This is a genomic window from Streptomyces sp. NPDC047515 (assembly GCF_040643055.1).
GTDB lineage: Bacteria > Actinomycetota > Actinomycetes > Streptomycetales > Streptomycetaceae > Streptomyces.
This window is the reverse complement of sequence record NZ_JBEYTM010000011.1, coordinates 41,784-68,187: the sequence shown is the minus strand read 5'-3', so window position 1 is coordinate 68,187 and position 26,404 is coordinate 41,784. Positions and strand designations below refer to the sequence as shown.

The following is a 26,404-nucleotide window of genomic DNA, read 5'->3' as shown; positions in this document are numbered from 1 at the left end:
TCGCCGTCGGCCTGGTCCGACGGTGTGGACGCTAGCGGCCGGGGACACCTACCGATCCCAGGTTCGCCCGCCCTTTCCGGACGACGTACTCTCCTCACATGCCGCCTCCGAGCCAGCAGACCGGCGAGCGCCGACCGCGCGCCATGGTCATCGACCGGGCCTGGCGTGACCTCGGTCCGGGGCTGGAGTCGCTGAGCGGCCCCGGTGGCGCACCGTTGACCCGGACGGTCAAGCTGATCGTGCTGCCGCTGATCGTCAGGCCGGCGCTGCATCCTGAACTCGCGGTGGACTTCCTCGGACCGGCGCAGGCCGCGCGCCTGGACGCGCTGATCCGGGAGTCGGGTACACGTCTTGAGGCGACGGCGCAATGGTTCAAACTGCTCAAGAGGGCCCGCAGGGCACTGGGCATCGTGGCCGGCAACCCCCAGGACCTGTACTTCCAGCGGTGCTTCGAGCTGGCCACCGAGCACGGAATACCCTCGGCCGGTGCGGACACGGTGGCCAGGGCCGTGGTGGAGGACGTGGCCGGTGCGGCCGACGGACGCACGGTGGAAGTGCTGAAGGACCATCTGGCGGACGCCGCCCGGCGCGCCCGGCTCGACGGGGAGCTGACCACCGTTTGGGAGAACCGTCAGCCGGCCCGGGCCACTGACGCGGTCACGGCGGTCGCACTGTCGGCAGAGGTGCTGGAAGCCTGCGGCATGCCGAGGCCGTCGCGGAACGCGCCGCAGTACACGGCCATGGTCGAGGCGGGACACGGAGGATTGTTCGGCCGGGCCCTGTGGGCGACCGCGAGCGATGTCTGGGGCCGTGATGATCTTCCGGCGCATCTGGGGCTGACCGCGTGGCAGGTGCCGCCGTGTCCGGAAACCGGGCGGGGTGCCTCGACGGCCACGCTTCCCGCGCCACTGGACCGCACGCTCTTCGAGCGGCTCTTCGTCGTCCTGCAGTCGTCGGCCCGGCGCGAGGAGCTGCCGACGGTGCCCGAGCTCGTGGGCCGGGAGGTCGGACGCAGTTGCGCTCCGCTCGGTCTCCACGACGAGAGCCTGCGCGTCGCCGTGGTTCTCGGCGGGCGGCTCGCGGTCGGTCTCGACCCGCTGGGCAGCGGGGATTGCGTGCTGGGGCGGACCGCGGCGCACCGGGCCGTCAACAGCCGCTGGCGACGGGAGGCTTCGGTTCTTCGTGCCCGCCGGATGACCGTTTCTCCCAGTCCCGACCCGGACGGCGGCGTCCTGGACGCCCTCGCCCAGGACCTCCGTACCCCCTGGGCCGCCTACATGCGGCGGCTGTGGGTGCGGCTGCACGGGAGGGATGTCCGCGACGCACCGCTGGGCGACCTCGCGTCGGCCTGGGCGGTGCTCGACGGGGTCGCCCGCTCGGTGATGATGGACCACCGCGCCAGGGTCCGGTCGGCGCTGCGCTCGCTGTCGGCGACCACCGCGGAAACGGCCGAGCGGAGCGGCGCGTGATGGCGCGGGCCGGCATCGACGTCCATGTCGCGCGGGGCGAGGACGGCACGATCCGGGTCTCCGCCGGCCCTGCCGTGGACCGGGCCGAGGACGGCAGCGCCGTGGCCGCCGCGGGTCCCGGCTGCACCGGGGCCGTTCTCGACGTCGCGGGCGCGGTTCTGGTCTGGCCCGTCCTCGGGGAACCGGGTTTGCCGGTGGCGGAGGTGCATGACGTGGGGCGCGCGCAGCAGTGGCTGTGGGCGGTCTACGGCGAGCGCACCGCCACTGCCGTGCACGCCTGCGCGGCAGGGGAGTCGGCCGGTGCCCGGATGACGGCGGACATGACCGCTCTCGCGGGCGGCGCCGCCCGGCTCGGCTTCGGGCACTGGGCGTCCCGGTGGTGGCCGGCATCGTACGTGGACGGGATACCGGCGCTCGAACCGGACGTGCTCGGCCTGGAGCTGGCCGCGCTCACCCACCGGTGCCAGCAGTTGTTCGACGACTTCGGTGATCAGCCCGATGACTGCGTGGCCGAACTGATCGAGGAGCACGAGGCCGGCCTCGACCCACTGATCCAGTGGTGGCGCGCGGCACCGCAGCCGGCGGACACGGCACGCCAACTGGAGAGCGTCCTGCGGCTGATCGACGACGCGGCGGACAGCGCCGGGCTGGACGGGTCGGCGCTGCGCCGCCTCCGCTCATCGCTGGACCAGCGCCGTCAGGGCGGTACGCCGGTCAGCCCCGGTGCGCTGTTCGCCCGGCATGACGGCTACGCACTCACGGCGGGCGAACCGCACCTCGCGGGCGGCCGGGTGATAGCCCGAGGCTCGGGTACCAACGACTGGCGCCGCTACCCGCCCGGCTTCGTCGACTCCTCTGAGCACGCGGTGTCCTGGACCGCTCGCGCACTCGGCGCACGACGGCTGATCGAGGTCGAGGTCGTCGCGCACGTCGCGGCACCCGCAGGCGGTGCGCCCCTCGTCGCGGAGGTCCGTGTGAACGGCGGCCACCCGGACCGGGTGTTCCTCGCCGGACGGGACGACATGTGGACCGGCCGGGCGGATCTGGACCTGCGTCTTCCGGCCGGGGCGATGCCGCCACGCTTCGAGGTGGGTGTACTGCTGCCCGGATTCGACCCTGGTCCGGGTCCCGAAGGCCGCGCCGACCGCGACGCGATCCGCGCGCTGGTCCGGCGGCGACTGGTGGCCGCGGCACAGCCCCTGGCGCACGACGGGTCGCCGCACGACATGCCTTCGAGGCCGTTCCTTGCCGAGACAGCCGCTGCTGCCACCGGTGAGGACTACTGACGGATGCCGGACGAGGACGAGGAGAACGCAGTGGTGACGCAGCTGTACGGGGAGCCGTTCGACAGCGGCTTCGCCCGAGCCGAGGAGCATCAGCTGGCTGCTGATCCCCGGGCCGCGTGTGCCGTCTACGAGGAGTTGCTCACCGTGGCCGAGTCCATCGAGGACTCGCCCGATGTGCGGTTCCTGCGGGCGCACCTGCTGTCCGACATCGCGAGCGTCCGGCTCACCGCCACGGACCTGGTCGGGGCGGAGGAAGCCGTCGAGCGGTCCCGAGGCCTGCTCATCGGCGTCGAGTCGGTGCCGATGGGGCCGCGTGGTCGTCAACTGTGGCTGGAAGTCCTGCTGAAGACGCTGTTCGCCAGGGCCGACCTGCTGCGCAGGACCGGGCGCCTGGACGAGGCACTGGGGTGTCTGGACGAGGCGGCGGTCAGGTTGCCCGAGTTCGACGATCCCGAGGGGCTGCGTACTTCCGAACTCAGCCTGAACCGGGTGCATCTGCTGATGGAGCGAGGCGAGTGGGGAGCCGCGGAGGAGCAGGCCTCGGCGCTGCTGTCCACCCTGCCGGAGACCGCCGTGGAGACCGCGCCGCGGCTGCTCACCGCCCTCGGCCTGATCTGCGCCTCGACCGGGCGGTTCGACCTGGCCGAGGACCACTTCGCCCGCGCGGAGGACGGTTTCCGGGCGATGGGGAACACCGGTGAGCTGCAGTCGCTGGTCGCCCACCGGGCGTACGCCGCGATGCACCGGGGCGAACTCGACCTCGCGGAGCGGTTGTTCGCCGAGGCGTCGGCGGTCTTCGAACGACAGGGGCAGTTCGGTGACCTGGCGGTCTGTGAGCAGGCCCGTGGCTTTCTCGCCGGCCGCCGTGGCGACACCACCGACGCGGACGACCTGCTGGGGGCGAGCCTGGCCCGGTTCGAACGACTCGGCGCCTCGATCGCGGCCGCCGACACCATGCTGCTGGGCGCCCAGCACGCCTATGACCGGGGCGACATCGAGGAGATGAAACGGCTGGCCCATGAGGCCCGCGAGGTGTACCAGGCGCGGGAGGTGTACGAGCGGTGCGCACAGGTCGACCTCATGCTCGCGAAGATTCTTGAGCACAACCTGGACCTCACGCACCACGGCGACCATGAGACGGAGTCCATCGGCACCGCGCTCTCCCTCGCCCTTCCCGCCGCACTGGCCCTGGAAGCGGCGCGCTACGACTTCGTCACCGCCCGCGCGCGCAGTCAGTGGCTGGAACTGGCCGACGACGCCATGCGGTTGGTCTTCCGCCTCGCCGTACGCCGACAGGACCAGGGACTGCTCTTCGAACTGGTGGAACACCGCTGTGCGGGCGCCTCCCTGGCCTTGGACCGGACGCCGCCGTCGGCGACGCGCACCCCGCCCTCCGAGCCGGCCGGGTCCGCCGAAACGGTCTTCCCGAGCGCGGCCATGAAGGCGTACGGGCACGTCGAAGGCCCGATGACGCTCGGGGGTGTGGCGGCGGAGGCAGCGGCCTCCGCCGGCCTGCGCGTCGCGCCGCCGCCGAAGGTGCGGATGTCGCCGGACTCCGGCCGCGCCGCGCTCCAGGAGTACATCGCGGCGGCCGAGTTCCGCTATCACCGGCGGATCGTGAGCGAGGAAGAGGCGCCGTTCTGGGTCACCGACGACCTGACGAGCCGCCCGGTGGTCCAGGTCCGGTTGGCCGACGCCGGCGATCTGTTCATGACCTGGACCTGGGCTGGCGGGGCCCGGGGGTTCGGCACCGGCCGCGGGCCCGGTGACGAAGTCGACCAGGCGGTCGGTGCGCTGGCCGCCGCGCTGCCGGGGGCGGGCGGCGGAACGGACGGGATACGGCGAGCGTTCGAATCGGGAGCGATGGCCGATCACCGGACCGAACACCGGCTCGCACGGGTGCTGGCCGAGGCGCTGTGGCCGGAGGGGCTGACGGCGCAGATACGCCAGGTGTCGGCGCGGGCGGGCCGTCCGCTGCTACGGATCCAGCCGTCGCCCCGGGTCGCCCAGGTCCCCTGGGAGCTGCTTGCCGTCGACGACGATGTCCGGCTCATCGATCTGGCGGACGTCGTGACCACCGCCCCGGTGTCGCTGCGGCGGCGGGATCCCGGCGCACGTCCGACGCCGCACGCGGACACCGATGCCGACGCGGTCGTTCTCGTCCTGGACCCCCGGGTGCCCGGATTCCGGGCCGACTCCTCGCTCGGCTCGGTCCTGGGACCGCCCGGCTCGGACCCGGAGCTGCTGTCGTTCGTCCGGAGCCGCCTCGACACCGGCGCCGTCGCACCGTCCGTCGCCACCCCGGCCGAGGCATTCCGCCGCACCGACCTGGACCGGGACTGGCTGAGCGGCGTGCTCCGCAAGGGGGCGCGCAGACTGATGTACGTCGGGCACGTCAGCGGCGCGCCGGTCGAGGGCGGGCAGAGCGAGGACGGCACGCTCCATCTGTGCTGCGGTCCGGGGACCGACGGCCTGGCCGAGCCGATCCGCACCCATCGGCCGCTGTCCGCCAAGGATCTCCTGCTCGGCACGCTCCCCTTGTGCGCGGACGGGGAGCCGGGGGCGCGGATCTGGCCCGCGCCGTCCCGTGTCGCCCTCATCGGCTGCGAAAGCGGCGGCGACCTGCGGTTCGCCGAGTCGTTCGGCCTGGCGACGGCGATGATCCACAACGGTGCCGAGCTGGTCACCGCCACCCGCTGGGTGCTGCCCACCAGCTTCGCCTTCCACCGGCTGGCCGGCCTGCCCGAGTCCGTACGCCCGCTGTCGGAAGCGATCATCGCCGTCGACACCGCCCACGAGCACCGCGACCCCGTACACCGGCTCGGTCAATGGCAGCGCGAGCAGCTCAACCACTGGCGCGCCGACGGCCGGATCGAACACTCGCCCCTGTTGTGGGCGGCCATGACCTGCATCGTCGTATGACCGGCAAGCGGTCCGCCGGGACCTGATACACAGCGGGGCGGACGAACGGCGACGACGAGCTGCCGCTGCGCGGCCGGGTGAACCCGCAAGGGGGAGGTTTCGGCAACCCGCGTCGGAAACCAACCTCGGAGAACGGTGCTTGGGGTAGTTTCCGACCGTGCTTATCGGCTACTGCCGCTTCTCGGCGGCCGACCAGAGCCCTGATCGTCAGATCGACGCCCTGCCGCGGGCCGGCGTCGACCGCGACCACATCCACGTCGACACCGCGAGCGGCGCGAAGCCGTCCCGCCCGAAGCCCGACCTCGTCATGCGACCGCTGCGCGAGGACGACACGCCGAAGGTCACCCGTCCCGACCGGCTCTCCCGCTCCGTGCCGCGCCTGCCCCTCGGTGCCGAGCCGCGCGAGCGGGGCATCGGGCAGCACTTGTCCAGCAGGGCGGCGACACCTCCACCACGGAGGGCCGAGCCCGGGACGGGCACCGGCGGGGACTGCTGCCGGCGCCACCGGCGCTGCTGAGTGAGATCACTCGCCGCGCGTTGGAGCGACTGCTCACCTCGCAGTCGCCGCGCGAACTCGACCGGACCGCGGCCGATCTGCTGCGGGCGACCGTCGGCACTGTGCTGTACGGGGCGATCCGCTCCGCACCACCCGGCACCGACGAAGAACAACTGGGCGGTCCAGCCGACAGCCCGCGATGACGAGCAGGAGGTGGGCCCGTGACTGGGGCAACCGGCAGAGTGGCCTTGGTGACAGGGGCCGGCAGCGGAATCGGTGCGGCCACCGCGCGCCTTCTGGCCGCGCGAGGGATGCGCGTGGTGGTCAACTACCTCCGCAGCGGCACGGCGGCCGAGGAGGTCGTGGCCGGCATCGAGGCCGCGGGCGGCCGGGCCATGGCCGTACGGGCCGACGTGCGCGAGGCGGCGGCGGTCGCGGGCCTGACCGAGCAGGTCCAGGCTGCATGGGGTGGCATCGACGTGCTCGTGCACAACGCGCTCACCCCGTATGTGATCAAGCCGTTCCAGGACATGACGTGGGAAGAACTGGGCGGCAAGCTCGACGACGAGATGCGTGCGGCGTTCGCGGTCACCAAAGCCGTTCTGCCGGCCATGACCGAACAGGGCTGGGGACGCATCATCTATCTCGGTACCGGCCTCAGCAGTCGGCCTCGGGAGGGCATGATCGCGCTCGGCACGGCCAAGGCGGCACTGGCGCAGTTCGCCCGGTACCTCGCCCAGGAACTGGGCCCGCGCGGCATCACGGTCAACGTCGTCGAGCCCGGCCCGGTGGAGGACACCCGCATGGCGAAGGTGCTCGACGAGGCGAACAAGCAGCGGCAAGTGGCCGCTACCCCCCTGGGCCGCCTTGCACACCCGGGCGATGTCGCCCAAGCGGTCGCGTTCTACGCCGATGAGGACAACGCCTTCATGACCGGCACCACTGCCGCGGTCAACGGCGGGATGTCCATGTACTGACGCCCGCCGTCCTCCGGACCCGGGGCCATCCCGTCCCGGTCCGGCCGACGGCCCGACCGTATCCGGCACACCGTCACCTCAGCACCACGGGCCGCAGCAGCCGGGCTCGCGACACGCGCGGGCGCACGGCGGTGGCACGATCAAGGAAGAGCGTTCATGTACACGATCGATCTCGCCTACGTCGGGCGGGGCCTGCACGAGGAACTGGTCGCGTACATCGCCGACCAGCAGGGCTACTACGCCGACGAGGACGTCCACGTGGCGCTGCGCGACGGCTGCGCCTGGGACGAGGAGCGGCTGCGCCGGGGCGCCACCATCGGGCTCGGCCGGGCACTGCTGTCCCGGCTCGCCAAGGGCATCCCCTGGGTCGCACTCGAAGTCAACACCCACTGCCCGCTGTTCTGGTTCCTCGCCCGCCCCGGCCCGACCTCCCTGGCCGACCTGGCCGGCCGACGGCTGGCGGTACACGCCCCCCAGACCGCACCCGGGTGCTTCGCCCGGATCGTGCTGCGCCAGGCCGGCCTCGACCCGGACCGCGACATCGACACCATCGTCCGCCCGCCCGGCGACTACGGCCTGGACCTGCGCCGGCTGAACGACGGCACGATCGACGCCGCCCTGGTCGGCAGCACCATGGCACCGGAAGCGGTAGCCGCCGAGCACGGCTGGCAGGTGCTGGCCTGGATCGGTGACCACTTCCGGATCCCCACCGTGGGTGTGGCCGTCGACCCCACCTACGTCCACCCGGACGACCCCGCGGTCCAGGCCGTCGTACGAGCCCACCGGCGCGCCCTGCAGGTGATCCACAACGAACCCGACACCACGGTGCGGTACATCCGGACGTTTCTCGGCCGACACACCGCGGACGAAGCCCGCGCCCACTACGAGACGTTCATCGCACCGTATTTCACCATCGACGGCCAAGCCGACCTCACCGTCGGCGCCACCGCGATCACCGCGGTCGCCGCCGAACTCGGCGTCCCCGCCACCGTCATCGCAGCCGAGTTCTATCGCACCGCAGCCGCTAGGGGCCCGACGGTGCCGACGCCGCCGGGCCCCTAGCGGCTGCGGTGCTGATGCCGCCGTCATCGCGGCCGATCAGAGCCTCATGAGCCATATATGGGGCACCAATCATCGAAAGGCGCATGTCATGAAGTTCGCAGTCATCGGCGGAACCGGGCTGATCGGGTCACGGGTCGTCAAGAACCTGAACGCGGCCGGGCACCAAGCCGTACCGCACTCGCTGTCGTCAGGCGTGGACATCATCACCGGCCGGGGGCTGGAGGAGGCCGTGGCGGGTAGCGACGTCGTCATCAACCTGACGAATTCCCCGACCTTCGACGACGCCTCGCTCGCCTTCTTCCGGACTTCGATGGACAACCTTCTTGCCGCGAGCGAGAAGGCCGGGGTCAGACACTTCGTCATCCTCTCGATCGTCGGAGTGGACCACGTGCCCGATCTGGACTACTACCGGGCGAAGGTGCTTCAGGAAGACATCCTCAAGGCCGGGTCGATCCCCTATTCCATTGTCCGCGCCACGCAGTTCATGGAGTTCATGGACGCGACCCTGTCCATGACCACCGACGGCGACACCGTCCGCCTGCCACGCACGCCCATCCAGCCGATCGCCGCCGCGGATGTCTCCACCGTTGTCGCCGAAGTCGCCGCAGGCAGTCCTCTGAACGGCTTCGTCAACATCGCAGGTCCCGACGTCTACCCCCTCGACGAACTCGGCCGGCTCACCCTGACCGCCAAGGGCGACGGGCGCTCCGTCGTCACCGATGACACCGCCGGCATGTTCGCCGCAGTCCATGGCGACGTCCTCACCGCCCGAAACGATGCCCGTATTGCCCCCACCAATTACACCGGCTGGCTCTCCTGAATCAGCCCCCTCCAACGGAACCTTCAAGTGAGGGACGGACAGGACGGATCGCTCGCCAAGACGGACATGGCCGGGGCGCCTTGGGGCGCCCCGGCTGCTTCATGGGCAGGAGGACCGGCCGTCTGCCTACCTGGCGGATGGCCCGGTCACCCATGTCATTCCGGACGGCGGCCTCGTGCCGCATGGAGGGAGTGGGTTCATCGGCGCGCACACCCGGGGAGCGGGTCAGCCGGCCGTGGTGAGGCGGCAGGGGTCGCCAGGCCGACCAGTGGGCGGGAAACGTCCGCTCCCACCCCGCGGCGGGAGGAGCGGCTCGACCAGGGCCCACTCGTCGTCCCAGATGTCGGAGGGACAGCAGCGTCGCCGCGGCAACTTCTCTCCCTTCCTTCGATCAAGGACGGGCAGGAGCGGCCGGTTTGACCTTCCGGAGCCGTCACCTGAATTCTGGTTGCCCGAAGCCGGGCAGACAGCGATGATCCTCCTTGTGTCCGACACTGTGCCTGCAGGTTCCGTGCTATGGCCGTATCCCAAGATCTCCGCGAGGGGACGGCTTGGCGTGTCCGGGGCCCGGGAGTGGGTCGCGGTGGAGAAGGTGCACGGTGCGCACTTCGCGGTGGTGTGTGATGCTTCTGGGGTCCATCCGGCGAAGCGGCGTGAGCTGTTGGGCAGCGATGCGCTGGATGGTTTCTTCGGCGTGAGCAGGGTCTGGCCGGTGTTGTCGGTGGCGGCAGCCCGTTTCGCCTCCGCACTGCGCAGTGTATGGGGCGACGCCGCGGTGGTGACGATCTACGGCGAGCTGGCCGGTGGATGCTACCCGCACCCAGATGTTCCTGCCGTTGCCGGGGCCGAGCCGGTACAGACGGGCGTCTGGTACGCGCCGGGCCTGCACTGGCTACCGTTCGACGCATCGGTCGAGAAGGCCGAGGGCCGTTGTTGGATCTCTGACCGTGCTCTGCGCGGAGCCGCGGCGGCCGCGGGGCTCGTCTGTCCTCCCGCTCTCGGGCACGGCGCACTGAACAAGCTCCAGGAGCTGCCGTGCGCCTTCTCCACAAGAGTCCCAGCCCTTTTCGGGCTGCCCGAACTGGCGGACAATCTCGCCGAAGGCTATGTCCTCAAGCCGGCCGGCGAATGGCCGGAGGCGGATTCCGCAGGTGCGGGCGGGCGTCCGGTGGTCAAGGTGAAACAAACGTCTTTCGCCGAGGACGAGCGGTTCAACGGCGCACGTCCCTATCTGCCACCGCCGCAGGGAGCGGCCGGAGTTCCCGCTTGGCTCCTGGCCCAGGCCTCGGCACTCCTCACCCCCGCTCGCGCGGCCGCCGCGGTCAGCAAGCTGGGCCCCCGCACTCCGGTGGACGCTGTGGCGGAGGAGATCACCCGGGATGTTTCGGAAGAGCTCGCCGAAGCGGTGGGAGGCCTGGAGGACACACTCCTACGCCCGCTGGAGCGGGCCCTTCTGCCCGGGGCACACTCTCTGGCGGTGTTTGACGCCAAGGACCGCCATCCCTCCCGGACAGGCAGAGAAGGCACACGCTGAGGGAAGCGAGTGATCACCTCCGCATGACAGGCGTGGCTTTCCAGGGCGCTGGCCGGGCCGGTGCTCCTGGACGACGCCGCCGCGGCGTCACCGAGCGAGTGCCTCGGCCAGTTCGGGCTGACGCCCGAGCCGGCCGAGAGACTGCGGGTCGGAGCCCAGGACGCGGGCGTGATCCACTGCCGCGACCCGTTTGACTCGCCGTTCTCCGCACCCGGCCGGCTCTGCGCGGTTGCACCCCTGCGCTTCCTGGAATGCCGCAACGCGTGGACTCTCCCGTCGAAACTGCCCCAACTGCTGTTGCTCTCCGACCACCTGGAAGCAATGCGCCGACGGCTGAGCCCGGTGCACTTCCACACCCTCTGGAAACACAGCGCCGCCAGCCTGGTGGCAGTCCTGGCCCACCGCACCGATCAGGAGATTGCCCCCGCCCGTCGGCACATTGCCGACGGCGGCGTGAGTCTCCGGCTTCCCCTGACGGCACGAGCGGAGTTCACATATGAACCCACCCCCTTCCCCTTGCGCGCGCCGGCACCGTGTTCGCCGACGACGAGCCGTCGCCGGGGGACGCCTGAATCCGGTCTTGCTGTGACCAGCATCACACCGTGCGGAGCGAACTTCGGCACCCGGCTCGCATCTGGTTGGTGTCGGGTCACCGAACGGCCTGGGAACCGTCCTTTCCGCTTCACCGAGGAACACTCGAGGGAGCTGACGCATCGTGAGCAGCACGCCACACGCACGAAACATCGTCCTGATCCACGGCGGATTCGTCGACGGATCCGGCTGGAAGAGATCACCGCGCCGCCGTGACCGGCGGCAGCCATGCTGTCTACCGCCGGGCCCAGGACGGCGAGACCGGAGCCCTCGGTCTGCTGCTGGCCCGTCATCAGGCGCCCATGCACGCGGCGGAGGGGTCGCCCACGGTGACGCTCTGCATCCTGGCGGCGATCGCGTCGACGACCTCGTCGTAGCGGCTGAGCGGGGCCAGGATGCGGGTATGGGCGATGCACGCCTCTCCGTTGTGGCGAGCCGTTCTCCGTGACAAGCGCGGCCAGTTCGTCAGCGCGCGCGGAGTGGAGCTCGTTGAAGCGGGCGATCACGCGCCGGCGTTCCTCGGGCGTCAGATTCGGCCAGAGACCGCGGTCGAACGCCTCACGAGCAGCGGCCACGGCGCGGTCGACGTCGGCGAAGGACGCCTCCGGCACGACGCCCACCAGAGACCGGTTGTGCGGGGAGCGGACCCGCAGGACGTGGGAGTTGGCAGGCGCGCCCCGTCTCGGTGGTGAGAGGGGGGACGCCGCCCGTCCTGAGCCGTCATCCTGCACCTGCCTTGCAGGGGAGAGGGCGGGGAACTCGGTCCTCGTGCTCGGGCGGGTGCTGTGGTCGGACCGTCCGGCCGGATTTTCGCGGCCGGTGGCCACTGGCGACGTGCCGCCGATAGCCGCGAAGGATGAATCCGTGGATCGCTCCGACGGGGTGGCGACGGCCGGTTCCCGGTTCGGTCACTCGGGCCAGTCGGAGTTCTTGATGACCTCGACGAAGTCGGTGCGCTGGAAGCCGGGCACGTAGTGGGCCAGCACATCGGCCGCCGACCACAGCCTCCCGGCCCTGGCCGCGTCCGCCGCCGTCAGCTCCCGGCACCTGACCCGACTGTTCCGCGCCGAACTGGGCACCACCCCCGCACGCTGGGTCGAGCGGGTCCGCCTCGACCGCGCCCAGCAGCTGCTCCTCGACGGGCACAGCGTCACCTCGGCCGCGCACCACAGCGGGCTCGGCACCGATGAGACCCGGCACCGGCTACGGCGGCGGCGGTTCCGTCCACTATCACCGCCTTCGCCACCAACACCGCAGGCCGGCAACTCGTCGGCCTGGAGATCCGCCACCGTCGCCGGGCTTGCGCCGAGGATCGCATCCGGACCGCCCGCGACACCGGTCTGCGCAACCTGCCCCTCCGCGCATCCGCCCGCAACCAGGTCCGGTTGGAGGCCGCCTCCCTCGCCCTGGACCTTCTCGCCTGGCAGCCCATGCCGACTTTCGACGGACCTGCCCGCCGCTGGGAGCCCAAGGCCCTCCGCCTGAAACCGTTCTTCGCAGCAGCCCGCCTGACCACAACAGGCCGATGCACCCACCTGCGCCGCCCGCCAGTGGCCCTGGACCAAGGATCAGGTGCCGCAACTCGGCAACAGACAAGCACCTGGCGCCTGGGGCCCCTGTGCTCCCTCACTCAAGGAGCCATCCTGGTCGAAAGCGGGGTGCCGGATGCGCTCGGGCCGTGAGCAGTTCGCCCCCGAGGAGGCCGCACTCGTGTGTGCGGCCGACGTACCGCGCCTGCAGCCCGAGTCCGGCGACGATGTCGGTCGTGGCAGGCGGCGGGGAGACGCTGCGCATGTGAGAGATCCAGGGCCTGCCCCACGGGCAAGCCCAGGAGTCGCGGCCTGGTCAGGCGCCCTGGCGCACGGCGATCGTGTCACCGATGCCGACGACACTGTCCGGCGCGGCGGAGGTTCTCACCGAAGTCAGTCGCCGTCTCATCCAACCCCAGTCGATGCGGCCCGGGCGAGGCACGCTGTCACCCGCCTGGAGTGCTTCCAGCTGCGCCTGAAGCCGATCGAGTGTGTGGAGACGCAGACTCACATGTGCTCGCATACACGGGTCTGGTCCAGCAGGTCTCCGTCCCGCCCCCCTCAGGGAGGGCGGGATGTCATGCCATCTGATGCAGAGGCCGTCGCGTGTCGGCACCTTGTCGGTCGTGTGCCGCACTCCGGTCTGTGAGCTATTGGACCGTACAGGTCGAGCCGTCTTCCAGGATCGAGGTACAGAAATGACGTATGCCGCCCAGGACCGCCCGCGCATCGGCTGGATCGGTACCGGCCGCATGGGCTTCCATGGTCTCGGCCTCGCGCGACCTGGAAGCGGTCACCACGGATCCGGGCGGCGTGCTGACCTCGCCGGATGCCGCACCGAGGGTGCTGGTTGACAATTCCACGGTCTCCACGCAGATGTCCGCACTGATCCGCGCCGCAGCTGCCAAGCGGGGGACCGACTTCCTGGCCGCCCCGGTAAGCGGGAACCCGCAGGTGATCGCCGCAGGCAAGTTGACCGTCGCGGTCTCCGGCTCGCGCACGGTGTTCGACCAGGTCGAGCCGTTGCTGGCACTGCTGGGACGCGGGGTGACCTACGTCGGAGAGGACGAGGTCGCCCGTCTCGTCAAGATCGCGCACAACGTCTTCCTCGGTGTCCTCACCCAGTCGCTCGCCGAGATCACCGTCCTCGCGGAGAAGGGTGGTGTCAGCCGCGCCGCCTTCCTGGAATTCCTCAACGGTTCCGTGTTGGGCTCGGTCTACACCCACTACAAGTCGCCGGCGATGGTCAACCTGGACTTCCAGCCGACGTTCACCATGCCGCTGCTGCGCAAGGACTTCGATTTGGGGCTGCACGCAGCCCGCGAGCTGGAGGTCCCGATGCCGCTCGCCGCAGCTACCGCTCAGCTTGTCGCGGGTGCGATCGGTGCAGGCCATGTGGAGGAGGACTTCGCCGCCTTGATCCTTGAGCAGGCCAGGAACTCCGGCATCACGCTGGAAGCCGAGAACGTCCCCGTGGACGACGGCCTGTCACCGCGCGCCTGACCGTCCGGGCTTGATCGCGTTGTGAGCCGGGGCGGCGTGAACCTCCACTCCGTGCTGCCTGCGCGCAGCACGACCTGTCCGTCCCCGTCCATCTCTTGCCACGGGCCGCCCGCGGTCAGGCGGACACGGAGGTTTTCGTCTGCGGGGATGCCGTCGACGAACGGCAGGGCCGGTATCGGCCGGCCCGGGTCCGTGGTTGCCCGGGCACGGACGATCTCCTTGGTAACTCCGTCGTCTGCTCCCCATGGTGGACATCCTTCGGGGGCCTCACACCCCCTGATCGCGCCTGGCCGCCCAAGTGGATCAGGCGCAGTGGCGGCGCGGAGAGACCTACGTAGGCTTGATCACGTAGGAACGCGGGCCTCCAGTTTCTGGGGGCTGCTGTGCGTTGTTCTCAAGAGGAGACGCATCATGACCCCTTCCCCTGCTGGTTCCCGGCGCTCGGAAACCGATGCCGCCGGATTCACGGCTTCGCCGCAGTTGGCCCAGGTGTTGCAACAAATCGTGGTGGATCTCGTCGAACTGCATCTCCAGGGGAAGCAGGCCCATTGGAACGTGGTCGGCCACAACTTCCGGGACCTGCACCTGCAACTTGATCAAATCGTCGACGAGGCCCGGGAGTCGGCCGACATCGTCGCCGAACGCATGCGCGCTCTCGCGACGTTGCCCGACGGCCGCTCCGACACCGTGGCGGCGAGCACCACACTCCCCGCGTTCCCGGAAGGGGAGCTGAGTGTGAGTGCTGTTGTCGATCTTGTCACCGCGCGCCTGCGTGCCACTGTCGATACGGTGCGGACCCACCATGACCAGGTGGACAGCGAGGATCCCTCCACGGCCGATCTGCTGCACGCGATCATCGACTCCCTGGAGAAGCACGCCTGGATGGTCAGTGCGGAAAACCGATCCCTCTGACACCATTCCACGCCCCTGGAAGCACGTCGGGAAGGTACGGGGTGTCAGCATCCGGTCCTGCTCGACCGCGGGTGTGCCGTCGAGCCAGGGCAGGGTTTTGCCGAAACGGGCCAGTACCGTCGCATCCTGCGGCCGGGGCACACGGATGAGCTCACCGCCCTGGACGCTGCGTGTACACGGACATCGGCACCGCGGGGATCCAAGGTCCATTTCCTCTGGTACGTGGCCCAGCGGGTCACGGTCTTCCCCCGACTTCACGCCCCTCACACCTGCGGGCCCCTACCGAAGGACCACATCATGCCTGCTTCCGTCGTCCTCATCACCGGTGCGCTGACCGGGATCGGTCGCGCAGCCGCCCTGGCCTACGCCCGTGAGGGCGCGAACGTGGTGGTCAGCGGACGCCACCAGGACGAAGGCGACGCGCTCGCCGAGGAACTCGTGAGCAGCGGTGGCCAGGCCCTGTTCGTGAAGACGGACGTGCGCCGGGACGCCGAGGTCCGAAACATGGTCGATCGCGCACTGGAACACTTCGGGCGGCTCGACATCGCCTTCAACAACGCAGGCATCGAAGGCAGGATCACCCCGATCACGGAGGTGACCGACGAGGCGTACGAAGGGACCTTCGACACCAACGTCAAGGGCACGCTCCTCAGCCTGAAGCACGAGTTCCGTGCGATGCAGGCGCAGGACGGCGGCGGCAGCATCATCAACGTCAGCTCCACCTATGGCCTGATGGGCTACCCCGACTACGCCCTGTACGCGGGCAGCAAGCATGCCGTCGTCGGTATTACCAAGGCCGCGGCCCTGGAGGGTGCCAGGCACGGCATCCGCGTCAACGCAGTGGCCCCCGGATACACACGGACCGCGATGTACGAGCGCGCCACCGGCAGCGACACCGTCCGCGCCGCCGTCAACTCCGTGCTCCCGATGGGTCGTCCGGGCACCCCCGAGGAGATCGCGGCGGCCGTGCAGTACCTGGGGTCGGACAAAGCCAGCTACATCACCGGCCAGACGCTCACGCTCGACGGCGGCCTGATGTCGGGCTGGCCCCTGTTCCCCGCCTCCTGACTTCGGCGCAGCCGGCGTCCCACGTCGTCATGCAGTGCTGTTCGCCCCTCTCCCGCCGTCAGCCCCGGGGAGAAGCCGTTCGGCGACGGCGGGGGTGACAGCGAAGTACGCCGTGGTGGCGGGCCGGCCCGGCCGACGGGTGGGCCGGAGGCGTAGGCGGACAGGCTGCGGTAGGGCGGCGAACGCGGCCCGCTCGGCGACGTCGGGCCGGGCACCCGGCATCAAACCGGACCGGCTCGCTGCCGACGCTCAGCGTCTGTGACCGGGGAAGCTGCCGAGACACGGTGGCGATAGCTGAGACCACGTCATACGGCGAGCAGGGAAGAGTTTCCGGGAACACCCGAGTCGGCCGGTGGCGATGTTCCCGGGCCGTGGCGGCCGAGGCTCATGCGCCGTCGGCGGTCATTTGCCGGGCGTTTTCTGCTGGCGGGTGTGGGGCGGGACGATGTCGAGGACGGCCATCATGCCCATGTCCTCGTGGTTGAGGATGTGGCAGTGAAGAACGGTCCTGCCGGTGAAGTGCGTGAAGTGGACGCGGATGACGACGGAGCCGCGCCGGGGCACGTTCACCGTGTCGTACACGCTGTGGGAGGGGTCCTCGGCCTTCCCGTTGGTGCTCATCAGCTGGAAGTGGTCGGTGTGCAGGTGGAAGCTGTGGTCCTCGTCGGAGTCGTTGCGGACGGTCCACTCCTCGACGGTGCCGAGGGTCGAGGTGAAGTCGGTCCGCTTCGGGTCGAACGTCCGGCCGTTGATGTAGAAGACCGTGCCCGCCGTGTTCTCCGTGTAGACCATCGTCTTGCGGGCCGAGATCTCCGCGTGACTCAGGTCCTCCTGCGGGGCGAAGCGGCTCGGGAGCGTCGCCCGGGGCATGGGCGTGCCGCCGGTGACGACGGTCGCGAGGTCGGCCTGGGGGAACTGGTTGCCCGCCGGGCCCGTGTTGTACGGCAGCGTCTCCAATCGGGTGGTGCCAGGGGCGCCGCCCTGGACCAGGACGTCGAAACGTGAGGCGGCGGGAATGAGCAGCGTGTCCTTGGTGTAGGTCCTGCGTACCGGAGCGCCGTCCTGGGCGATCACGTGGAAGCGGGTGCCCGGCAGGTGCAGCTTGTAGTAGATGTTGGCGCCGATGTTGGCCAGCCGCCACAGCTGGGTCTCGCCCGGCCGGATGCGGATCACGGGGTTGTGCTGGCCGTTGACGGTGCGGTTGGTGGGGGCACCGATGCTCAGGGGACTGGTTTTGATCGCGTCGCCCTCGACCTGGTCGTCCTTGAGCGCGATGGTGTGCTCGGTGATGTGGCGCAACGACGGCGGCAGGTGCCGTTGCAGGCCCTCGACGACGAGGATGCCCGACTCGCCACCGGCGACCTGGGCAGCGGACAACATGTCGGCGTGTGAGTGGTACCAGTAGGTGCCGGTGGGGTGATCAAGCGGGAGCTGGTAGGCGTAGTGGTAGGACTGCCCGTACTTGATGGAGATGAAGATGTCGTCGGCGGGGGCGCGCGGCGAGACCATGAGCCCGTGCGTGTGCAGATTGGTGTACTTGTCGGTGCGGTTGATCATGGTCAGGTCGATGCGGTCGCCCGGCCGCACGCGCAACGTGGGCGGCATGTAGGCGCCGTTGTAGGTCGTCGCGTACAACTGGCGGTCGCCGACCTGGACCTTGCGCCGCTTCACGACGATGGTCGCCTTGAGCACGCCCCCGCGGCTGACGACCTCCGGCGGGTCCTTGAGCAGAGAGCCGGAGCTGCCCGAGACCGGGCGGGCCTTTGCTGCGGGGCCGTACGCGGCGCGGTAGAACTCCGCCAGTGTGTGCCTCACGCCGCCGGACAGTTCGGCCACGGTGAGCGCGAGGCCGATGGCCGTCAAGGTCAGCAGGAAGCGGGTGATGGGCCGGGCCACGTGTCTCCCCAGGGAAGCCGTGCGGCCGCGCGGATGGCCGCCCGGCCGGGAACGAGTGTCCAGAATGTGAACGGTCCGTGACCGGATCTTATGTATGACGGAGCTCCGATGCCCTCGGTCGCACCCGAATGGTGCCGCTGTCCACTCGAATGAACCCCGCAGCGATCGCCCGTCCTGGACGAGGATCTTCCAGCCTTCGGCGCAGGCGGCGTGTGTCGGGCGAGGTGGGCCTTGACGATGTCGGTCATGTGGGAGGTGCTGCAGCAAGGTTTGCGAAGGAGGCCAGGGCAAGGGCGAGGGTGCGGCGCTGCGGCAGTCGCAGGGTGGGCAGGGCCATGGTCGGCCCGCTGATGATCACCCCGATGGCGAAGGCGGTGATCAGCAGGCCAGAGTGCGCGACGCTCACGCCGAGATCGTCGGCGATCTCGGGGAGCAGTCCGGCGATGACGCATTCGGTGGTTCCCCTCAGGAACGTGCCTGCGGCGAGCACCCGGACGACGAAGGGCAGCTTACCGGCGGGGGCCCCGGCTGCTGAGGACATCGAAGGCTTCTTTCCGTACGAGTGAGTGGCGAGGCCGGTCAGGAGGCGGGCGCGATGGTGATCCGCTCGGCCCGGGACAGCTGGTTGGTGTCGGCATCGATGTGGCCGAGGACGAGGAGATCGCGGATGCAGCGGGACCGTCCTGGTGGAAGAGTGCGAGGTTGCCCCACGGCGCGTAGTAGGCGATGTCACCGGCCCTGGCCGCGACTGGTGTGGGGGCACCGTCCGTGGTGAGCTTGCGCGGCGGGTAGCCGATCCGCTCCGTCCCGTGGAAGTCCTCCAGGTCCAGGGTGAGCGGGAGCAGGGTGGCCAGGTCGCGGGCGGCCGGGCTGCCGTTCAACGTCGCCTCTACGGCGCGGCCGTCGAGGGTGACACGGATGTCCACGGGGGTGTTCCTGTCGGAGCCGGAGGAGGTGCTGGACGCCGCTGAGGAGGACTCGGGCGGGGAGGGAGCCTCCAGGCCGCTGTTGGAGCACGCGGCCAGCGCCGGCAGCAGGCCGGCCGCCGGGGCGGCGCGCAGTAGCGTTGGTCGGGGTGTGGAGGGCATGGCGTAGTCCGTCACATCACTCGGGCATGGGTTCGGCGTAGTGCCGGAAGCCGTCGCGGTCGCTGTGGAGTGTGTACAGGCGCTCGGCGAGGGCGGCGGGGCTGGAGTGCTCGGCGTCGGGGCGGATCGCTCCGGGGACGATCAGCTGGGCGGCGTGGATGTTCTCCTCGGCGAGTGCGTCGTGCAGCATGGCCGCGTACGCGCTCTCGGCGGCGAAGGCGATCGCGGTGCCGGCCCGTTCGGGGTGCGGGCGGACGGCGCTGCCGCCGTTGACGAAGAGAAGGGTGCCGCGGCCCAGGGCCCGCATGCCGGGCAGGACGGCGTGCACACAGGTGACCGGACCCTTGACCGAGAAGGCCAGCGGGTCATCCAGATCGGATGCCGTGGTGTCCAGGACCGGTTTCATGAAGTCGGCCCGCGGTACCGGGCTGTACTGCAGGATCTCGATCGGCCCCAGCTCGTCGGCTGCCGTACCGAGGGCCGTGGTGAGCGAGTCGGCGTCCAGGACGTCGCCGGTGTACCTGCGGGCCTGGATCCCGTTCTCCTGCAGCGTGCCGGCAAGCCGGCCCAGACGCTCGGCGTCGCGCGCGACGAGCGCGACGCTGTGCCCCGCCTTCCCGAAACGGCGGGCAGCGGCCAGCCCCAATCCGGGGCCGGCACCGACGAGAGCGAACGTGGTCATGATGAATCCTTCGCGGGAGAGCGTCGAGGGCGCGCGGCGAGGCGCCGCCCCGTGGGCGGTGCGGTCCGGGGTCAGGGGGTGAGGAGGGCCTTGATGGCGCGACGCTCGTCCATCGCCTTGTAGCCCTCGGTGACCTGGCCCAGGGGCAGGGTGAGGTCGAAGACCTTGCCGGGGTCGATGGCGCCGGTCAGGACGCGGTCGATGAGGTCGGGCAGGTAGCGGCGCACTGGCGCGGGGCCACCGCGCAAGCCGACGTGGGAGAAGAACAGCTCCTGTCCGTCGATGGCCACGCCGTGAGGGACGCCGACGAAACCGACATTGCCGCCCGGGCGGGCGGACTGCAGGGCCTGCTGCATGGACTGTTCGGTGCCCACGCACTCCAGCACGCTGTCGGCGCCGATCCCGCCGGTCAGCTCCCTGATCCGGGCCACGCCCTCCTCGCCACGCTCGGTGACGATGTCGGTGGCGCCGAACGCGCACCCCAGCTTCTGCCGGGGCTCGTAGCGGCTCATCGCGATGATCCGCTCCGCGCCCCTCTCCTTCGCGGCGATCACCGCGCACAGGCCGACCGCCCCGTCACCGACCACGACGGCGGTGGAGCCCGGCTTCACCTCGGCGGCGTCGGCGGCCCACCAACCGGTGCCCATCACATCGGAAACCGCCAGAAGCCCCGGCCAGAACCGCTCGTCGGGGATCTCGTCGGTGGCGACCAGGGTGCCCTGGGCGTTGGGGATGCGGACGTAGTCGGCCTGACAGGTGGACATGAACTCACGGTGCAGGCAGTTGGACGGGAAGCCGTTCCGGCAGTTCGGGCAGGTGTTGTCCGAGGTGGCGAAGGAGCCGATCACGAACTGGCCCGGCTTGACCGAGGTGACCTCGGAGCCGACCTCCTCGACGAAGCCGACGTACTCGTGACCCATCGGATGCGGCTCGTCCGTCGGCTCCAGGCCGCGGTAGGGCCACAGGTCGGAGCCGCACACGCAGGTGACGGCGGTGCGGATGATGGCGTCGGTCGGGTGGAGGATCTTCGGGTCGTCCAGGGTCTCGAAGCGGATGTCGCCAGGGGCGTGGATGACTGCGCCGCGCATCAGAGGGGTTCCTTTATGTGCTGAGATGCGCCGTACCGGGAGTACCGGCCGTCGCCGAGTGCAGAGCCAGGTGGCCGCCCGCCCGGCTTTCGTCACCGTGCGGGAAGCACCACGCCATCCAGGTAACCCGCTGCCGGCGCGCGTAGCGAGTCACCGTCAAGGGGTGTACTGCCAGTACACCCCTACGGCGGCGGCAGGGACGTACCGTCGAAGGCGTGGACAACCGAGCAGAAGTCCGCGAGTTCCTCACCTCGCGGCGCGCGAAGATCACTCCCGAGCAGGCGGGCCTGCTCTCCGGCAGCCGCCGCCGTGTGCCCGGCCTGCGCAGGAGCGAAGTAGCCGCGCTCTCCGACATGAGCGTGGAGTACTACTCCACACTGGAGCGCGGTAACCTCGCAGGGGCCTCACCCGCCGTCCTCGAAGCCCTCGCCCGCGCCCTGCAACTCGACGACGCCGAACGCGCCCACCTGCTGAACCTGGCACGGGCGGCGGACGGCTCCGACGCCCTCACCCGGCCCCGTCGCCGAGCCACCCGCCAGTGGATGGCCCACCGCAGCCTGCAGTGGACCCTGGACGCCATCACCGCCGGCCCGGCCTTCGTCCGCAACGGCCGCATGGACATCCTCGCCACCAACCAGCTCGCCCGTGCGTTCTACGCGGACGTCTACGCCACGCCCCACAACCAGGCGAACCTGGCCCGCTTCAACTTCCTCGACCCCGCCTCACGCCGCTTCTACCCCGACTGGGACCAAGCCGCCGATGTCGCCGTCGCCATCCTGCGCACCGAAGCCGGCCGCAACCCCCACGACAAGGACCTCCACGACCTCGTCGGGGAACTGTCCACACGCAGCGACGACTTCCGCACCCGCTGGGGCGCCCACAACGTCCGCCACCACGGCACCGGCACCAAACGCTTCCACCACCACGCCGTCGGCGGCCTCACCCTCGCCTACGAGGGACTGGAGATGGCCGCCGAACCCGGCCTCACCCTGACCATCTACACTGCCGAACCCGGCTCGCCCTCCGAACAGGGGCTACGCCTCCTCGCGACCTGGGCCGCCACTCACGACGCCGACGCCACGGAACCCTCCACCACGAGCTGACCACGGATTACGGAACCAGGCCGCACTATGGGCAGACGGGTGGGTGCGGATCACTTCCGCCTGGGCGATGACCGCGGCCGGCTCCCTGTTGCCCCCTTGGTCGCGAGGGCGCACGAGGCTGGACGACCGACGGGTCCTCAACAGGAGCGTGTGGAAGTTCCGCACCCGTTTCCGGCGGCGGGCCAGGGGCGCACGTTCGAGGAGGTGCTCCGGGTCGCCCGGGCGGTGGTCGACGCGGCCGGGGACTGTGGTACCGCGACTCCCTGGGCGTGCTCGCCGGAACTGCGACTGGGCGGTGCGGATCCAGCGAACGACCACGATGCACGTGTCGTCGTCGAGTTCGGCCGGAACCTGGAGGGCGTCCGCGACCGGTGAGACAGGCGTGCGAGCCTCGCTCGCCACCGCGCCGCCCCGCCCGCGATGCGCTCGGAGGCCGTTGCGTGAAAGTTCGGCGGAGGACGAGTTCGCCATTCCGCCACGATCTTGCCCAAAGCCCTTCTAAGATCGCTGGCAAGGCGGTTCTCCGCATCTCTATGTACTCCCCCATGAGCAGGGCGTCAGGCCCTTCTGAACGCTGAGAGCAGGAGATGGCATCTAAGAATGAACAAGCGAAGGGAGCCGCGCCCGAGCAGCGTCGGCGGAGGCCGGGCATGCTCGGTCGTCGCACCGTTGGCTGCCTGGCCGCGCTCGCCTTGGGAATCGGTAGCGGCTCGTTAGCCGTGGCGCCTGCGGCACACTCGCAGGCGGGAGACGGGTCGGTGACGGTCCGGGTGATCCGGGCCGTGGACAACAGCGGCGTGTGGACACCCGCGTTGGAACCGGGTATCGCGGGTGTCAAGGTGACCCTCACCGACGACGCCGGGACGGGCATCGAGGGGGTCACGGCGGCCGACGGCACCGTGACACTGACTCCGGCGGCGGGCAGGACCACCAGCGGCAAGTACCGGGTGCAGGTGGTGAATCCGAAGCCGGGTGTGCTGTTCCCGGCCTTCGCCTCGCGCCAGGGACTGGACGGCGCGCCCGACCAGTTGAGCAGCAATGAGGAGTTCGTCGACCTCTCCGGCGAGAAGAGCGTGGCGTACACCACCGGGCTGTGGAGTCCGGGGGACTACTGCCAGAAGAACGCACCGTTGATGACGTCCTGTCAGCCCACCACGCGCGAGGGCGGGACCCAGCGCACGCTGGTCTCCTTCCCGTACGACGCGCGCGGCCAGAGCGGCGTCGACGCCGACGTCACGGACATCGCCAGCAACGCCGAAACCGGCACGCTGTTCGGCATCGCGTGGAACAAGGCCGACAAGCGGGTGTTCTCCTCGGCGCTGGCCAAGCGCACCACGGACTACGGTCCGGGTGGCGCCGGGGGGATCTATGTGACCGACCCGGCGCGGAAGAAGACCTCCCTGTTCACCGTCGTCCCGGACGCGGGGACGACGGCGCACGGCCAGGGTACCGATGACGCGTTCCTAGCCGTGCCCGGCAAGGAGAGTCTGGGCGGCATCAAGATCACCGATGACGGCAAGGACCTGTTCGTCGTCAACCTCAACAACCGCAAGCTCTACCGCTATGACGCCACGGCGGCGACCGCGGCGGCCCCCAAGGCCGTCGCCGCCATCCCGGACCCGGGCTGTCCGGCGGCGGAGGACTGGCGCCCGTTCGGCCTCGGTCTGCACGACGGCGTCGGCTACGTCGGCGGGGTGTGCTCCGGCGAATCCACCGGGAAGGCCTCGGATCTGCGGGCGGTGGTTCTGCCCTTCGACCCGGGCAGCGGCGCCTTCCGGAAGGCCGTGCTGAACCAGCCGCTGGACTACCCGCGCCAGTCCACGGTCGGCGGGCCCCCGTGCGACGGCGCGGGCTGGTTCCCCTGGACCCGTACCTTCCCGACCTCCCAGAACGGCCAGGCGTGCCAGAACTATCTGGCCCAGCCCGAGCCGGAGTTGGGCGAGATCGACTTCGAGACCGACGGCTCGATGCTGCTGGCCTTCCGCGACCGCATGGGCGACCGCGCCCCGGCCGCTCCCACCCCCGACTCGGTCGGCAACGTCCTGGTCGGCGGCGACCTGAACAAGGCATGCCTGGCGGACGGCGTGTACGTGATGGACACCAACAACGGCTGCGGGCTGTCCCCTCGGGGCACCCGGTTCTTCGACACCGGCTGGGGTGGTCACCACAACACGGCGTTCGCCGGCATGGCGCTCTCCAAGGTCGAGAACACCATCGCGACCTCCGCTTTCGACCCCAACCACACCGCCTTCGGCTATGGCACGTCGTTCCTCCAGCGTGATGGCGCGCAGGACCCGAAGTTCGGCCTGCGCCTCAACCCGCCGGGGACCGCGGCTCCGTTCGGCAAGGGCGCCTCGATGGGCGACCTGGAGGTGCTCTGCGACCAGGCACCGCTCCAGATCGGCAACCGGGTCTGGTACGACCCCGAACGCAAGGGCATCCAGAACCCGGGCCAGCGCCCGGTCGCGGGCGCGACCGTCAACCTGTACGACGAGTCGGGCAAGCTCGTGGGGACGACCGAGACGACGGAGCGTGGCGAGTACTACTTCGACGACTCCAATGTCACCGGCGGCCTCCAGCCGAGGACTAACTACACCATCCGCCTCGACAATCCGGCCGACTACGCCAAGGGCGGCCCGCTCTACCAGTGGGTGCCCACGGAAGCGGATGTCGGCGACAACCACTTCATCGACTCCAAGGGCATCGTCCCGCGCGACGCGAAGTTCCCGGAGCGGGCGCTGACCACCGGCGGGCCGGGAGAGAACGACCACACCTACGACTTCGGCTTCCGGCAACAGGAGGGCATGCTGCGCCTGGTCAAGCACGACCAGGACGGCAAACCGCTGGCCCGGGCGAAATTCCAGCTGTGGAAGGAGACGAATGGTTCCGATGGTCTGCAGGCCGCCGGGACGGAACCGGACACGCCGGTCGACAAGCCCTGCATGACCGGGACCGACGGCATCTGCCAGGGCGCCGGCGAGCCGGGGACGTACTACTGGCAGGAGGTCAGTCCGCCCGAAGGGTACGCCGTACCCGAGGTGGCGGTGTTCGGGCCACTGGTGCTGACCTCCGACAACCTCGACGAGGGGGTCTCGGTGACCGCGGTCAACCAGCGGCTGCCCGGCCCCACTCCGACACCGACGACGCCGGCACCGGACACACCGGGCAAACCGGGTTCGCCGGGGGCTCCAGGCGCACCGGGTGCCCCGGGCCACGCGTCCAACTCGGGCCTGGCGTCCACCGGCATGAGCCAGGCGGTTTTGCTGGCCCTGGCCGGCTGCGCCGCGCTCACTGCCCTCGGCGGGGCTCTGGTCGTACTGATGCGCAGGCGACGGGCACAGCACCGCTAGCCCCGAAGTGGGGCGACCGGCACCGGTGACCCTCCGGGCCGGACTGGGCGGGTTCGCGGACCAGCGGTTCGCGAACCCGCCCTCCTGTGTGACCGACCGACGAGAGAAGGCGACCGCATGGCTCGGAAGAGAAAGACCGACGGCCGTACGCCGCGTCGGGCCCTCTGGTTGAGAACACTGATCGCGATCACGGCGTGCGGTGTCGCAGTGGGTGGCCTGGCCGCCTACCGGACCTTCTCCGACGACACCGCCACCGAGCGGCCGGTGACGACGGAGGAGGCGTCCAGGCTGGCGCTGTCGCGGCTGAATCTGTACCAGGCCAGTCCTGTGGCGGTGACCCTCACCGCCACCGAGGGCGGCGGAGTGGTGGTGCGGGTCAAGGGGGTCGTGGACTACCGAACCCACCGGGCCGTGGGGAACTACCAGGTCACCGGGGCCTCCGAGGCCTCCGGAGCTGCCGGGCCCGCCACCGGGCAGCTCGACCACGGGCTGATCGTCTGGGACACCGGCGGCCTCGGCCTGGCCCCCGCGCCCAAGGGGGACAACAGCCCGGCCTGGCAGCAGGCCGAGCACATCCCGCGCTCGGGCTGGTCCGCGCGCTCCTACACGACCGATCCTCTGGACGCCGGGCTCCAGTTGCTGATCGGGCTGGGCGCGGACCGCCCCGACAACCCGCTGTTGCTGGCACAGTCCGGGGCTCGCCGGCTGGGGCGCGAACGCATCGACGGCCGCAGCTACGACCGGTTCGCCGGGCCGCGAGCCCAGGGCGCCACGCCCGGTGCGGGGCCCGACGGCGGACGGTCGCCGCTGACGTACTGGGTCGACGGTGACGGCGGCCTGCGGCGGGTGACGATGCGGATGCCGGGCCTGGGGACCCCGACCATCCTGGAGTTCTCCGGACGCGACGACCGCGCGAAGCTCCCCGAGGCGCCGTGGGCCACCAGCTGACATCTCCGTGCCGATGCGCCCCTGCTTCCGTGGGTGCCGACGACGCTCCTCGGCCCACCCTTTTGGGCGGCACGGTGAAC

Annotated in this window: 23 protein-coding genes and 4 pseudogenes; 19 read left to right on the top strand and 8 right to left on the bottom strand. The window is 70.4% G+C overall.

Annotation, left to right across the window (positions count from 1 at the left end):
* Positions 1 to 98 precede the first annotated feature (98 nt).
* The 10 genes from ABZ826_RS12195 (at position 99) to ABZ826_RS12150 (ending at position 11,373) form a co-directional block, all read left to right on the top strand.
* Positions 99 to 1,469 carry a hypothetical protein gene (locus ABZ826_RS12195; RefSeq protein WP_361446143.1) on the top strand — a complete coding sequence of 457 codons (1,371 nt, stop codon included), beginning with the start codon at positions 99 to 101 and terminating at the stop codon, positions 1,467 to 1,469.
* The gene (locus tag ABZ826_RS12190) at positions 1,469 to 2,755 is read left to right on the top strand and encodes a hypothetical protein (protein WP_361446315.1); all 1,287 of its coding nucleotides are present in this window, start codon (positions 1,469 to 1,471) and stop codon (positions 2,753 to 2,755) included. The genes ABZ826_RS12195 and ABZ826_RS12190 overlap by 1 nt, the downstream gene beginning before the upstream one ends.
* 3 nt (positions 2,756 to 2,758) lie before the next feature.
* Positions 2,759 to 5,677 (top strand): CHAT domain-containing protein, encoded by a 2,919-nt coding sequence (locus tag ABZ826_RS12185; protein WP_361446141.1) that lies wholly within the window; start codon positions 2,759 to 2,761, stop codon positions 5,675 to 5,677.
* Between the two features lie 157 nt (positions 5,678 to 5,834).
* A complete protein-coding gene (locus tag ABZ826_RS12180; protein WP_361446139.1) occupies positions 5,835 to 6,194 on the top strand; it encodes a recombinase family protein in 360 nt (119 codons plus the stop codon).
* Positions 6,195 to 6,214: 20 nt separating this feature from the next.
* Positions 6,215 to 6,376: a hypothetical protein gene (locus tag ABZ826_RS12175; protein ID WP_361446137.1), complete on the top strand. Its 162-nt coding sequence runs from the start codon at positions 6,215 to 6,217 to the stop codon at positions 6,374 to 6,376.
* 18 nt (positions 6,377 to 6,394) lie between these two features.
* Entirely contained in the window at positions 6,395 to 7,150 is a 756-nt protein-coding gene (locus ABZ826_RS12170) for an SDR family oxidoreductase (RefSeq protein WP_361446135.1), read from the top strand.
* A gap of 156 nt (positions 7,151 to 7,306) precedes the next feature.
* Positions 7,307 to 8,212 carry an ABC transporter substrate-binding protein gene (locus tag ABZ826_RS12165; RefSeq protein ID WP_361446133.1) on the top strand — a complete coding sequence of 302 codons (906 nt, stop codon included), beginning with the start codon at positions 7,307 to 7,309 and terminating at the stop codon, positions 8,210 to 8,212.
* 88 nt (positions 8,213 to 8,300) lie between these two features.
* Entirely contained in the window at positions 8,301 to 9,032 is a 732-nt protein-coding gene (locus ABZ826_RS12160) for an NAD(P)H-binding protein (RefSeq protein WP_361446131.1), read from the top strand.
* A gap of 340 nt (positions 9,033 to 9,372) precedes the next feature.
* On the top strand, positions 9,373 to 10,566 hold the full coding sequence (locus ABZ826_RS12155) for an RNA ligase family protein (RefSeq protein WP_361446129.1): 1,194 nt from the start codon (positions 9,373 to 9,375) through the stop codon (positions 10,564 to 10,566).
* A 60-nt stretch (positions 10,567 to 10,626) separates the two neighbouring features.
* Positions 10,627 to 11,373, top strand: a complete 747-nt coding sequence (locus ABZ826_RS12150) for a hypothetical protein (RefSeq protein ID WP_361446127.1) — start codon at positions 10,627 to 10,629, stop codon at positions 11,371 to 11,373.
* Between the two features lie 76 nt (positions 11,374 to 11,449).
* On the opposite strand, the gene ABZ826_RS12145 is transcribed toward ABZ826_RS12150, so the two are convergent.
* The 3 genes and pseudogenes from ABZ826_RS12145 to ABZ826_RS12135 all read right to left on the bottom strand — a co-directional run.
* Positions 11,450 to 11,608, bottom strand: a complete 159-nt coding sequence (locus tag ABZ826_RS12145; RefSeq protein WP_361446125.1) for an aldehyde dehydrogenase family protein — start codon at positions 11,606 to 11,608, stop codon at positions 11,450 to 11,452.
* A gap of 51 nt (positions 11,609 to 11,659) precedes the next feature.
* Positions 11,660 to 11,768 (bottom strand): annotated as a pseudogene (locus ABZ826_RS12140) (hypothetical protein); the annotation flags it as partial.
* Between the two features lie 297 nt (positions 11,769 to 12,065).
* Positions 12,066 to 12,149, bottom strand: a pseudogene (locus ABZ826_RS12135) (diguanylate cyclase); the annotation flags it as partial.
* Here ABZ826_RS12135 and ABZ826_RS12130 point away from each other — a divergent pair.
* From ABZ826_RS12130 to ABZ826_RS12110, 5 genes and pseudogenes are all read left to right on the top strand, one after another.
* Positions 12,148 to 12,351 (top strand): annotated as a pseudogene (locus tag ABZ826_RS12130) (helix-turn-helix domain-containing protein); the annotation flags it as partial. The pseudogenes ABZ826_RS12135 and ABZ826_RS12130 overlap by 2 nt on opposite strands.
* 35 nt (positions 12,352 to 12,386) lie before the next feature.
* Positions 12,387 to 12,668, top strand: a pseudogene (locus ABZ826_RS12125) (transposase); the annotation flags it as partial.
* Between the two features lie 780 nt (positions 12,669 to 13,448).
* Positions 13,449 to 14,189, top strand: a complete 741-nt coding sequence (locus ABZ826_RS12120; protein WP_361446123.1) for an NAD(P)-dependent oxidoreductase — start codon at positions 13,449 to 13,451, stop codon at positions 14,187 to 14,189.
* A 411-nt stretch (positions 14,190 to 14,600) separates the two neighbouring features.
* Positions 14,601 to 15,101: a DNA starvation/stationary phase protection protein gene (locus ABZ826_RS12115; RefSeq protein ID WP_361446121.1), complete on the top strand. Its 501-nt coding sequence runs from the start codon at positions 14,601 to 14,603 to the stop codon at positions 15,099 to 15,101.
* A 297-nt stretch (positions 15,102 to 15,398) separates the two neighbouring features.
* Positions 15,399 to 16,169 carry a glucose 1-dehydrogenase gene (locus ABZ826_RS12110; protein ID WP_361446119.1) on the top strand — a complete coding sequence of 257 codons (771 nt, stop codon included), beginning with the start codon at positions 15,399 to 15,401 and terminating at the stop codon, positions 16,167 to 16,169.
* Between the two features lie 402 nt (positions 16,170 to 16,571).
* Here ABZ826_RS12110 and ABZ826_RS12105 read toward each other — a convergent pair whose 3' ends face one another.
* From ABZ826_RS12105 to ABZ826_RS12085, 5 genes are all read right to left on the bottom strand, one after another.
* The gene (locus tag ABZ826_RS12105) at positions 16,572 to 18,065 is read right to left on the bottom strand and encodes a multicopper oxidase family protein (protein ID WP_361446117.1); all 1,494 of its coding nucleotides are present in this window, start codon (positions 18,063 to 18,065) and stop codon (positions 16,572 to 16,574) included.
* Between the two features lie 244 nt (positions 18,066 to 18,309).
* On the bottom strand, positions 18,310 to 18,606 hold the full coding sequence (locus tag ABZ826_RS12100) for a hypothetical protein (RefSeq protein WP_361446115.1): 297 nt from the start codon (positions 18,604 to 18,606) through the stop codon (positions 18,310 to 18,312).
* Complete coding sequence (locus tag ABZ826_RS12095; RefSeq protein WP_361446113.1) at positions 18,575 to 19,153, bottom strand: cyclophilin-like fold protein; 579 nt, start codon at positions 19,151 to 19,153, stop codon at positions 18,575 to 18,577. Before ABZ826_RS12095 ends, ABZ826_RS12100 begins: the two co-directional genes overlap by 32 nt.
* 16 nt (positions 19,154 to 19,169) lie before the next feature.
* Positions 19,170 to 19,835: an SDR family NAD(P)-dependent oxidoreductase gene (locus ABZ826_RS12090; protein ID WP_361446111.1), complete on the bottom strand. Its 666-nt coding sequence runs from the start codon at positions 19,833 to 19,835 to the stop codon at positions 19,170 to 19,172.
* Between the two features lie 71 nt (positions 19,836 to 19,906).
* Complete coding sequence (locus tag ABZ826_RS12085) at positions 19,907 to 20,923, bottom strand: zinc-dependent alcohol dehydrogenase family protein (RefSeq protein ID WP_361446109.1); 1,017 nt, start codon at positions 20,921 to 20,923, stop codon at positions 19,907 to 19,909.
* 215 nt (positions 20,924 to 21,138) lie between these two features.
* Between ABZ826_RS12085 and ABZ826_RS12080 the strand changes: the two genes are divergently transcribed.
* The 4 genes from ABZ826_RS12080 (at position 21,139) to ABZ826_RS12065 (ending at position 26,324) form a co-directional block, all read left to right on the top strand.
* Positions 21,139 to 22,026, top strand: coding sequence for a helix-turn-helix transcriptional regulator (locus ABZ826_RS12080; RefSeq protein ID WP_361446107.1), 888 nt, complete (start codon positions 21,139 to 21,141; stop codon positions 22,024 to 22,026).
* Between the two features lie 150 nt (positions 22,027 to 22,176).
* Complete coding sequence (locus ABZ826_RS12075; RefSeq protein WP_361446105.1) at positions 22,177 to 22,401, top strand: hypothetical protein; 225 nt, start codon at positions 22,177 to 22,179, stop codon at positions 22,399 to 22,401.
* Positions 22,402 to 22,784: 383 nt separating this feature from the next.
* Positions 22,785 to 25,376 carry an SdrD B-like domain-containing protein gene (locus ABZ826_RS12070; protein ID WP_361446103.1) on the top strand — a complete coding sequence of 864 codons (2,592 nt, stop codon included), beginning with the start codon at positions 22,785 to 22,787 and terminating at the stop codon, positions 25,374 to 25,376.
* 117 nt (positions 25,377 to 25,493) lie between these two features.
* A complete protein-coding gene (locus ABZ826_RS12065; RefSeq protein WP_361446101.1) occupies positions 25,494 to 26,324 on the top strand; it encodes a hypothetical protein in 831 nt (276 codons plus the stop codon).
* Positions 26,325 to 26,404 lie beyond the last annotated feature (80 nt).

Coding starts and splice junctions, on each gene's coding strand:
- ABZ826_RS12085 (WP_361446109.1), bottom strand. CDS start 20,923: ATGCGCGGCGCAGTCATCCACGCCCCTGGCGACATCCGCTTCGAGACC.
- ABZ826_RS12115 (WP_361446121.1), top strand. CDS start 14,601: ATGACCCCTTCCCCTGCTGGTTCCCGGCGCTCGGAAACCGATGCCGCC.
- ABZ826_RS12155 (WP_361446129.1), top strand. CDS start 9,373: ATGTCGGAGGGACAGCAGCGTCGCCGCGGCAACTTCTCTCCCTTCCTT.
- ABZ826_RS12160 (WP_361446131.1), top strand. CDS start 8,301: ATGAAGTTCGCAGTCATCGGCGGAACCGGGCTGATCGGGTCACGGGTC.
- ABZ826_RS12165 (WP_361446133.1), top strand. CDS start 7,307: ATGTACACGATCGATCTCGCCTACGTCGGGCGGGGCCTGCACGAGGAA.
- ABZ826_RS12090 (WP_361446111.1), bottom strand. CDS start 19,835: ATGACCACGTTCGCTCTCGTCGGTGCCGGCCCCGGATTGGGGCTGGCC.
- ABZ826_RS12190 (WP_361446315.1), top strand. CDS start 1,469: ATGGCGCGGGCCGGCATCGACGTCCATGTCGCGCGGGGCGAGGACGGC.
- ABZ826_RS12095 (WP_361446113.1), bottom strand. CDS start 19,153: ATGCCCTCCACACCCCGACCAACGCTACTGCGCGCCGCCCCGGCGGCC.
- ABZ826_RS12110 (WP_361446119.1), top strand. CDS start 15,399: ATGCCTGCTTCCGTCGTCCTCATCACCGGTGCGCTGACCGGGATCGGT.
- ABZ826_RS12185 (WP_361446141.1), top strand. CDS start 2,759: ATGCCGGACGAGGACGAGGAGAACGCAGTGGTGACGCAGCTGTACGGG.
- ABZ826_RS12065 (WP_361446101.1), top strand. CDS start 25,494: ATGGCTCGGAAGAGAAAGACCGACGGCCGTACGCCGCGTCGGGCCCTC.
- ABZ826_RS12120 (WP_361446123.1), top strand. CDS start 13,449: ATGGTCTCGGCCTCGCGCGACCTGGAAGCGGTCACCACGGATCCGGGC.
- ABZ826_RS12100 (WP_361446115.1), bottom strand. CDS start 18,606: ATGTCCTCAGCAGCCGGGGCCCCCGCCGGTAAGCTGCCCTTCGTCGTC.
- ABZ826_RS12195 (WP_361446143.1), top strand. CDS start 99: ATGCCGCCTCCGAGCCAGCAGACCGGCGAGCGCCGACCGCGCGCCATG.